Below are 9,464 nucleotides of genomic sequence, written 5' to 3' on the forward strand. Positions count from 1 at the left end.
CCAACTGCAAATTTATACATTAAAGAATCCTATAAATTGCTTCCAAAAACAGGTGCGTATGTTGTAAAAGCTGAAATTGAAAATAAAACAGTTTTTGGGATGATGAATATTGGTTTTCGCCCAACAGTAAATGGAATAAACCAAACTATTGAAATACATTTCTTCAATTTTAATAAAGATTTGTATGGTAAAATTATTCAAGTTGATGTTTTAAGTTATTTACGCGATGAGCAAAAATTTGAATCGGTAGAATTACTTAAAAAGCAACTTCAAAAAGACAAAGAAAAATCGTTAGAAATTATAAATGGTTTCGTTTTTGATTCTTAATTTTTGTAAATTTAACTCATGAAAAATATTATCCCATTCGTTTTTATTTTATTTGCTTCATGCAGACCGTGTCAAAATTTAAATTTCACATTGAATGAAACTGTTTTTACAAAAACTGTAAATTGTCCAGATAATGGAGAATGTTCTATTGAATTAATTCCAAATAAATCATTAGAATTTAAAATTGATGAATTTGGGATTTCATATCCAATAATTACCGATGGCGAAAAAACAATTTTAAAATATACATACACTAGAAAGCCTGCTCTAAATACGCAAGACAGCAATTATACTGAAATTGTGTATGCTGAATTAGATAAAACAATTACTGAAATTTCGTTGACAAGTAAAGAACTTCAAACTGTAAAATTATATTTTGGACGTTTGTGCTATTGCAAAGGAGAAACAGGTTATTATTCTATTAAGAATGGGAGTTTCAAAATTGAAAAATCAAGTAAAAACACTGTGAAAATTGATATTGAATTTAACATAAAAGAAGTGCCTCAAATTATTTCGAAAATAAGCGAAACCATTTCTTTAAAATCAAATGAAACTAATTAGCTTATTTTCACTTCAATTTCTTAAATTTGCCTTTCAATTTAAAGGAAAATAGCAATGTTACAGGTAGCGTTTATTAGAGAAAACAAAGAAATTGTTCTAAATGGTTTAGCAAAAAGAAATTTAAAAAACGCAGAGGAATTAGTTGCTAAAACTATCTCGGCTGATGAAGATAGAAGAGCAATTCAAACAGAATTGGATGCTATTTTAGCTGAATTGAACAAATTAGCAAAAGATATTGGACAGTTATTCAAATCTGGCGAAACTCAAAAAGCTGATATTTTAAAGAAAAAAACAGTTCAATTAAAAGATAAATCGAAAGACTTAACGGAAGCTCTTCAAAATAAAGCAACCGAATTACAAGAATTGCTATACTCAATTCCTAATATTCCAAACGAAATTGTTCCAGGAGGAACTTCAGAAGAAGATAATCAAAACATTTTTCAAGAAGGTGAAATACCAACACTACACGAAGGTGCTTTACCACATTGGGAATTAGCGAAGAAATACGATATTATAGATTTTGAGCTTGGAAATAAAATAGCAGGTGCTGGTTTTCCTGTTTACAAAGGAAAAGGAGCTAAATTACAACGTGCATTAATTAATTACTTTTTAGATAAAAATACAGCGGCTGGTTATGATGAAGTTCAGGTACCTCTTTTGGTAAATGAAGCTTCTGGTTTTGGAACTGGGCAATTGCCAGATAAAGAAGGGCAGATGTATCATGACGCACAGGATAATTTATATTTAATTCCTACTGCTGAAGTTCCTGTAACCAATATTTTTAGAGATGTTATTTTAAAAGAAGATGAATTTCCAATTTGTAAAACTGCTTATACACCTTGTTTTAGACGTGAAGCAGGTTCTTACGGAGCACACGTTCGTGGATTAAACAGATTGCATCAATTTGATAAAGTAGAAATTGTTAGAATTGAACATCCAGCAAAATCTTACGAAGCATTAGATAGTATGGTAAATCACGTAAAAGAAATTTTACAAGAGTTAAAATTACCTTATAGGATATTACGTTTATGCGGTGGTGATATCGGATTTACTTCGGCTTTAACATACGATTTTGAAGTGTTTTCAACAGCACAAGATCGTTGGTTAGAAGTTAGTTCCGTTTCAAATTTTGAAACATTTCAAGCAAACCGATTAAAACTTCGTTTTAAAAACAGCGAAGGCAAAAGTGAATTAGCACACACCTTAAATGGTAGTTCTTTAGCTTTACCACGTGTTTTGGCTAGTTTATTAGAAAATTACCAAACACCTGAAGGAATTAAAATTCCAGAAGCATTAGTGCCTTATTGTGGTTTTGAAATTATTAATTAGCGCTAACTGTTATCATTTTTTTGTAACGATTCATTTCAACTAAGGCATCAAAATAGTTATTTATTTGTCCTTTTTGCATGAATTGTAATGCTTTGTTTTTTGCAGTTTCGTATTGTTTGATTAGTTCTTTCATTTTTGTAAAATTTAGTTGTTCATTTTAATATAGACAACATCTGTGCCAAAATGTTACACAGGCTACTACACAATACTTTTGTTTTATAAAAACATTAACACTTGTTTGGTTATCTTTGATTGAATAAAAAATAATAAATGAGAAACATTCTATTCATATTTTTATGCTATTTTTCTTTGCAAATCTACGCTCAGGAACCACAATTAGCATCTCAATATTTTAGTAATGGCGACTATGAAAAAGCAGCATCAATCTATAAAGTTTTATATGAGAAGCATTCTTATAATACAAGTTACCTCAATTACTTAATTGATTGTTATCATCAATTAGAAAATTTCGATGAAATAACTGCTGTTGTAAACAAACAATTAAAAAGTAATCCAAATCAGGAATATTTATATGTTGAATTAGGGTATAGTTATCAGTTACAACATTTACAAGAAAAAGCAAATTTGTATTATGAAAAAGCGATTGCAGGAATAGAAAATTCACCAAATTCAGGTTATTTGGTAGGGAAAACTTTTCAAGACAATCACCTATTAGATTATGCATTGCTTGCCTATAAGAAGGCCATGGAATTAAATTCATCTGTAAATTACAGTTTTCAAATAGCATTTATTTATGGTGAGAAAGGAGAAATTGAAAATATGTTTAATACCTATTTAGATTTGGTTTCAAGTAGTGAAAATTATGTGTCTCCCGTAAAAAATTATATAGGTCAATTTATTTCTGAAGACTCAGAAAATGAGCATAATGTTTCTTTAAAACGCTTATTACTAAAACGCTTACAAAGCAATCCTCAAAATAGTTGGAATGAATTATTGAGTTGGCTTTTTATGCAACAAAAAGAATACAATAAAGCGCTTGTACAAGAAAAAGCATTACACAAAAGAAATTTAAGTGATTTAAACAATATTATTGAAGTTGGTAAAATCGCTTTTGAAGACAAAGCTTATGAAGTTTCAAAAAGTTGTTTTCATTATGTTTTAGAAAATAGTCCTAATTTAGAAACAGAATTAATTTCAAAATTATATTTGTTAGAAATTGATATGAAGATGAATGCTTCCATTGCTATCATTGAAACTCAATTTCAAGCGCTTTTCAATCAATATGGAAAGAATAACAATACTATAAACATACAAGCAATTTATGCTGAATTTTTAGCCTTTAAAGCAAATGAACCAGAAAAAGCTATTTCAGTTTTAAAAGAAGCCTTAAAATTACCCATTAACCAATTTCAGAAAGGGCATTTAAAAACTAAATTAGCTGATATTTTAGTGTTTAACAACAAATTTAGCAGTGCTTTAATTTATTACACTCAAGTTCAAAACGACTTAAAAAATCATACAATTGGTCAAACAGCACGTTTTAAAATTGCACAAACTTCCTATTTTAAAGGTGATTTTGATTGGGCGCAATCTCAATTAAAAGTGCTTAAAAATTCCACCTCCCAACTCATTGCAAATGATGCATTGGATTTAAATTTATTAATAACAGATAATGTTGTAAAGGATAGTTTAAAAATTGCGTTAAAAACCTATGCTATTGCTGATTTATTGTCTTTTCAAAATAAAAACCAGCAAGCAATAGACACGTTACAAATAGTTTTAAACAACTATAAAGGTCATCCTATAGAAGATGAAGCTTTATTTAAGCAGGCACAATTGTTTGAAATAATAAATCAGTTTGAAAACGCTGAAAATAATTACTTGCAAATTATTAGTATAAATAAAGATGATATCTTAGCAGACGATGCACATTATTATTTAGCAGAATTGTATTTAAATAAGTTAAATAATACAGAAAATGCGAAAGAGTACTATCAAAAAATTATCTTTGAATATCCGTCTAGTATTTATTTAGTGGATGCTCGTAAAAAATTCAGAAAACTAAGAGGTGACGAAATAAATTAACACAATTAATAAACCTGAAATTTTAAATTATTTAATCTTTTAATAAAATTATGTATATCTATAACGTAACTACTAATATTGATGAAGCTGTTCAAGCAGAATGGCTGCAATGGATGAAAGTAAAACATATTCCTGATATGCTGGCAACAGGAAAATTTAACAATGCAAAAATGAGCCAAGTTATGATTGAAGAAGAAATGGGTGGAGCCACATATTCTGTACAATACACAACAGATAGTATAGAAACTTTACAAGAATATTATAAAGAAGATGCTCCTAGATTACGTGATGAAAGTATGCGCCTTTTTAGTGGTAAATTTGTAGCTTTTAGAACCGAATTAAAAGTAATAAGTGAACAATTTAGCATGAGTTTTAAAAACTAATTTATGAGCGTAAGAGCAAAAAAACACCTTGGACAGCATTTTTTAACTGATGAACTTATTGCACAACAAATTGCGGATAGTTTAACCGGAAATGGCTATGAAAATGCATTAGAAATTGGTCCGGGAATGGGTGTTTTAACTAAATACTTACTCAAAAAAAAATACACAACTCACGTTATTGAAATTGATACAGAATCTGTTGAATATTTACAAGCTCATTATTTAAATTTAGCAAATAGAATTATTTCAAAAGATTTTTTAAAAATTGATTTATCCGAATATTTTGGAGAAGAACAAGTTGCAATTATTGGAAATTTTCCTTATAATATCTCTACACAAATTTTATTTAAAACGTTAGAAAACAGACATCAAATTCCAGAATTTTCAGGAATGTTTCAAAAAGAAGTTGCAAAAAGAATTGCAGAAAAAGAAGGCAGTAAAGTGTACGGAATTATATCGGTTCTTACACAAGCTTTTTATAATGTTGAATACTTATTTACAGTTCCACCAACGGTTTTTAATCCGCCTCCAAAAGTAGATTCTGGCGTTATTAGATTAACCAGAAAAGAAAATCACACCTTACCTGTTGATGAAAAATTATTTTTTAGAGTTGTAAAAACTGCTTTTCAACAACGCAGAAAAACACTTCGAAATAGTTTAAAAACATTCAATTTATCAGATAGTTTAAGAGAAGATACTATCTTTGCCAAACGTCCAGAACAACTTTCTGTTCAAGAATTTATTAGTCTTACTTCTAAAATAGAAAAGGATGCAATTTGAAATTACAGAACAATACATTGAAGAACTTCAACAATTAATTGCTGAACAAAAAAATGATGCTCTTTTAAATTTATTGAAAGACGTGCATTATGCTGATATTGCTGAAATTATTGAAGATATAGAAATTGAAGAAGCTATTTATTTAATTAAATTATTAGAGAGTGAAGTCACTTCAGAGGTAATTACAGAATTGGATGAAGATACTCGTGAAAAAGTTTTAAGAGGACTTTCATCAAAAGAAATTGCGGAGGAAATCTCTGAATTAGATACTGATGATGCTGCAGATATTATTTCTGAACTTACCAATGAACAACAAGAAGAGGTAATTTCACATATTGAAGATTTAGAGCACGCAAAAGATATTGTTGATCTTTTACGTTATCATGAAGATACTGCTGGTGGATTAATGGCGAAAGAGTTGGTGAAAGTTAATGAAAACTGGAATGTACTTACCTGTGTTAAAGAAATGCGTGCACAAGCTGAAGAGGTTTCACGTGTTCATTCAATTTATGTAGTTGATGATAATGATATTTTAAAAGGCAGATTGTCTTTAAAAGATTTACTAACCACCTCAACAAGATCACCAATTAAAGATATTTTTATAAAAAATGTTGATTCTGTAAATGTGAATGCTGAAGCTGAAGATGTAGCTAGAATTATGCAAAAATATGACTTGGAAGCTATTCCCGTGGTTGATGAAATTGGTCGATTAGTAGGTAGAATTACTATTGATGATATTGTTGACGTTATTAAAGATGAAGCTGAAAAAGATTACCAAATGGCAGCTGGTATTTCTCAAGATGTTGAAGCAGATGATACCATCTGGGAATTAACAAAAGCGCGTCTACCTTGGTTAGTTTTAGCACTTTTTGGTGGGTTTGTTAGTGTTTCTATTTTAGGAGGATTTTCAACTGCTATGGTGAAATACAAAGAATTGTTCTTTTTTACGCCATTAATTGCAGCAATGGCGGGGAATGTAGGTGTGCAATCTTCAGCTATAATTCTTCAGGGATTGGCAAATGATAGTTTAAGAGGTTCTTTGTGGAGTAGGCTTATAAAAGAAGTTGCACTAAGTTTATTAAATGGGTTAGTTCTTGCTGCTTTGTTAATGTCGGCTGGAATGTATTTTTTAGGCTTTGAATTAAAAGTTGGACTTACGGTAGCCATTTCTTTAGTTTCTGTAATTATAATTGCATCCATTATTGGAACTTTCGTCCCAATAATTTTAGACAAAAGAGGTATTGACCCTGCTTTAGCAACAGGACCATTTATCACTACCAGTAATGATATCTTTGGAATTTTAATTTATTTTTGGATCGCAAAATTAATTTTAGGATTTTAGTTTTTTTGATATTTCGTATCAAGTATTGGAAACTTATTATCACAATTCTCATTCCTGTGAAGGCAGGAATCTATAACTCACTTGTTAAAAAATAAATCAACAAATTATTGATAAACAGGATATTATATTCATTTCTTGCAATTATAAAATTTTGGTATTATTCAATTTACTATTTATGGATTCCTGCCTTTGCAGGACTGACAGAGAAATTTTAGTTTTTCAATAAATTATATTAAAAGATTAACTTCAAACTTTTATAATTGTGAATTTTTGCTTCTTAATACTAGATACTAATATCTAAACTTTTTAAACAAATCCCATAAAACTACACCAACACTTACCGAAATATTTAATGAATGTTTGGTTCCAAACTGTGGAATTTCAATACAATAATTGGAAGCAGAAACTACTTTTTGTTGCACACCTTTAACTTCATTCCCAAAAATAACTGCATATTTTTGATTCGCTTCAATGTTAAAATCTTGTAACATAGTGCTGTTTTCAGCTTGTTCAATAGCAAGGATTTTCACCTTTTCAATTTTTAACTTTTCAACTAATTGAAGTGTATCTTCAATATATTCCCATTCAACAGATTCTGTTGCCCCCAATGCAGTTTTATGAATGTCTTTATGAGGGGGTTTTGCGGTAATACCACAGAGATAAATTTTTTCAATTAAAAAGGCATCACTTGTTCTAAAAACAGATCCAATATTGTTTAAACTTCTAATATTATCCAGCACAACAATCAATGGAATTTTATCAGTTTGTTTAAATTCCTCAACATTTAATCTTTCTAATTCGCTGTTTTTAAGTTTTCTCATTTATTTACAGTAGTATGTTGCAAATATACTTTAAAACTTTACTAAATGCATTTTTTGTAGTGTTTTAGGTGAGCATAAAAATAAAACGACTAAGAATAAATTAGCTTTAAAAAATAAATTTTGTTTGAAATAATTTTATAATTTATTAAGCTTTTTTGTTTCATACACTTCTGAAATTGTTGGTGAATTTTCAGCCTTCTTTATAAGAATTAGTTCATCATCAACAGCTACATTTCCTGTTTGAAGCACTTTAAAATAAATACCACACTTTGTTGAATTCCAAAATTGCTTTAAAATTTTTTGCGTTCCAAAAACAAGTCCCAATTTCATACAAGGTTCTCTAGGTTTTGTAACCTCAATAATAGTTTCACCCAACTTATATTGATTTCCAACCTGAATTTTAGTTTCTTCTAAATTTGAAATAGTTAAATTTTCACCAAAAATTCCAAAGTGCCAATCTAAATTTGGATATAATTCTTTCCAATAAGAATAGTGAGTTTCAGAATACGCATATACAGCTTGGTCAATTCCTCCGTGATATTTTCTATCTATTACGGCGTCGTTTTCAACATCTTCTTTACCTAAAAAAATAGGTAAATCCATAGGTTTTTTAAAAATACCTGTTTCAATAATTCTTCCTTTGTAGTTGATGGTTTTTTTTTCTCCAACATTAACTGAAACTAGTTTCATTATTTTTTAAATTTTGAAAGTTCATTGGCTATTTTACGATTATCAGATAAACGAGGTACTTTATTTTGCCCTCCTAACTTCCCAATTGATTTCATATAATTATTAAAACCACCTTTTTCAATGCTAGTTATTTTTAAAGGTTGTAGTATTTTTCCAACAATTAAATCGAGATAATACATGTTTTGCTGTTGCATTGAAACATCAATTTTAGCTGCAAAATCTTGTAAATCTTCTGGTTCGTTTTCAAACTCAATAAACCACTCGTGATAAGGTAAACCGCTTTGCGGAGTAATTTGAGGCGCTACAGTAAACTCTGTAATTCCTATAGTTGTATTGGTTGTATTTTCATGAATTGCTTGCTCTACTTCTTTACCAATTACGTGTTCACCAAATGCCGAAATAAAATGTTTAATGCGCCCAGTAACTATAATTCTAGGTGGATTTACTGAAAGAAATTCAACCGTATCACCAATATTATAACCCCAAAGTCCTGCATTTGTATTTAATATAAGTACGTAATTAACGCCAATTTTTACATCGGCTAAAGAAAGTCTTGTTGGGTTTTCCTCAAAAAATTCTTCGGAAGGAATGAATTCATAAAACATTCCATTATCTACCAACAACATCATTCCTTTTTCTTTTTGACAATCTTGGTATGCTATAAAGCCTTCAGAAGCTGGATATAATTCTATGGTATCTACTTTTCTTCCAATTAAATCTTCAAACTTATTTCTATAGGGTTCAAAATTTACACCACCATAAACGAATAAATTAAAATTTGGAAAAACTTCACCAACTTTTTTCCCCGTTCTTTCTATTATTTTTTCAAAATACATTTGTACCCAAGACGGAATTCCACTAATGAGTGTCATATTCTCGTTGATAGTTTCATTAACAATTGCGTCAATTTTAGTTTCCCAATCTTCAATACAATTGGTTTCCCAACTTGGTAATCTGTTTTTTGTTAAATATTGAGGAATATAATGTGCAGCAATTCCTGAGAGACGACCTGTTTTTACACCATTTTTATCATCTAATTCAGGACTTCCTTGTAAAAAAATCATTTTGCCATCCACAAAATCAGTCTTTTTAGTTTCAGCAATATATAGCAATAAAGAATTTCGCGCCGCACTAATATGCATTGGCATAGATTCTTTGGTTAACGGAATGTATTTTGCTCCTGAA

General features: G+C 29.4%; 11 protein-coding genes. 7 read left to right on the forward strand and 4 right to left on the reverse strand.

What is annotated here, in order from left to right; genetic code table 11:
• From ABY863_RS10995 to serS, 3 genes are all read left to right on the forward strand, one after another.
• The coding region (locus ABY863_RS10995; protein WP_372794765.1) for a riboflavin kinase at positions 1-327 on the forward strand (327 nt) is incomplete at its 5' end.
• 18 nt (positions 328-345) lie between these two features.
• Entirely contained in the window at positions 346-888 is a 543-nt protein-coding gene (locus tag ABY863_RS11000) for a hypothetical protein (protein WP_372794767.1), read from the forward strand.
• 54 nt (positions 889-942) lie between these two features.
• Entirely contained in the window at positions 943-2,217 is a 1,275-nt protein-coding gene (serS, locus tag ABY863_RS11005; protein ID WP_372794769.1) for a serine--tRNA ligase, read from the forward strand.
• Here the strand turns inward: serS and ABY863_RS11010 are convergent.
• On the reverse strand, positions 2,210-2,350 hold the full coding sequence (locus ABY863_RS11010; RefSeq protein WP_372794770.1) for a hypothetical protein: 141 nt from the start codon (positions 2,348-2,350) through the stop codon (positions 2,210-2,212). The two genes, serS and ABY863_RS11010, sit on opposite strands and share 8 nt — an antisense overlap.
• Before the next feature lie 137 nt (positions 2,351-2,487).
• On the opposite strand from ABY863_RS11010, the gene ABY863_RS11015 reads away from it, so the two are divergent.
• From ABY863_RS11015 to mgtE, 4 genes are read left to right on the forward strand one after another with little or no spacing between them, the layout of a single operon-like run.
• The gene (locus ABY863_RS11015; RefSeq protein WP_372794772.1) at positions 2,488-4,263 is read left to right on the forward strand and encodes a tetratricopeptide repeat protein; all 1,776 of its coding nucleotides are present in this window, start codon (positions 2,488-2,490) and stop codon (positions 4,261-4,263) included.
• 50 nt (positions 4,264-4,313) lie between these two features.
• Positions 4,314-4,646, forward strand: coding sequence for a DUF4286 family protein (locus tag ABY863_RS11020; protein WP_372794774.1), 333 nt, complete (start codon positions 4,314-4,316; stop codon positions 4,644-4,646).
• Positions 4,647-4,649: 3 nt separating this feature from the next.
• Positions 4,650-5,426 (forward strand): 16S rRNA (adenine(1518)-N(6)/adenine(1519)-N(6))-dimethyltransferase RsmA, encoded by a 777-nt coding sequence (gene rsmA / locus ABY863_RS11025; protein WP_372794776.1) that lies wholly within the window; start codon positions 4,650-4,652, stop codon positions 5,424-5,426.
• Positions 5,416-6,768, forward strand: coding sequence for a magnesium transporter (mgtE, locus tag ABY863_RS11030; protein WP_372794778.1), 1,353 nt, complete (start codon positions 5,416-5,418; stop codon positions 6,766-6,768). Before rsmA ends, mgtE begins: the two co-directional genes overlap by 11 nt.
• Before the next feature lie 290 nt (positions 6,769-7,058).
• Here the strand turns inward: mgtE and ABY863_RS11035 are convergent, their stop codons facing one another.
• The 3 genes from ABY863_RS11035 to ABY863_RS11045 form a co-directional block, all read right to left on the reverse strand.
• The gene (locus ABY863_RS11035; protein WP_372794780.1) at positions 7,059-7,589 is read right to left on the reverse strand and encodes an RNA methyltransferase; all 531 of its coding nucleotides are present in this window, start codon (positions 7,587-7,589) and stop codon (positions 7,059-7,061) included.
• Positions 7,590-7,724: 135 nt separating this feature from the next.
• Positions 7,725-8,279, reverse strand: coding sequence for an MOSC domain-containing protein (locus ABY863_RS11040; RefSeq protein ID WP_372794782.1), 555 nt, complete (start codon positions 8,277-8,279; stop codon positions 7,725-7,727).
• On the reverse strand, positions 8,279-9,464 hold a 1,186-nt coding region (locus ABY863_RS11045; protein WP_372794784.1), incomplete at its 5' end, for a GH3 auxin-responsive promoter family protein. The genes ABY863_RS11045 and ABY863_RS11040, both read right to left, overlap by 1 nt.

The organism is Lutibacter sp. (genome assembly GCF_041562875.1).
Taxonomy (GTDB): Bacteria; Bacteroidota; Bacteroidia; order Flavobacteriales; family Flavobacteriaceae; genus Lutibacter.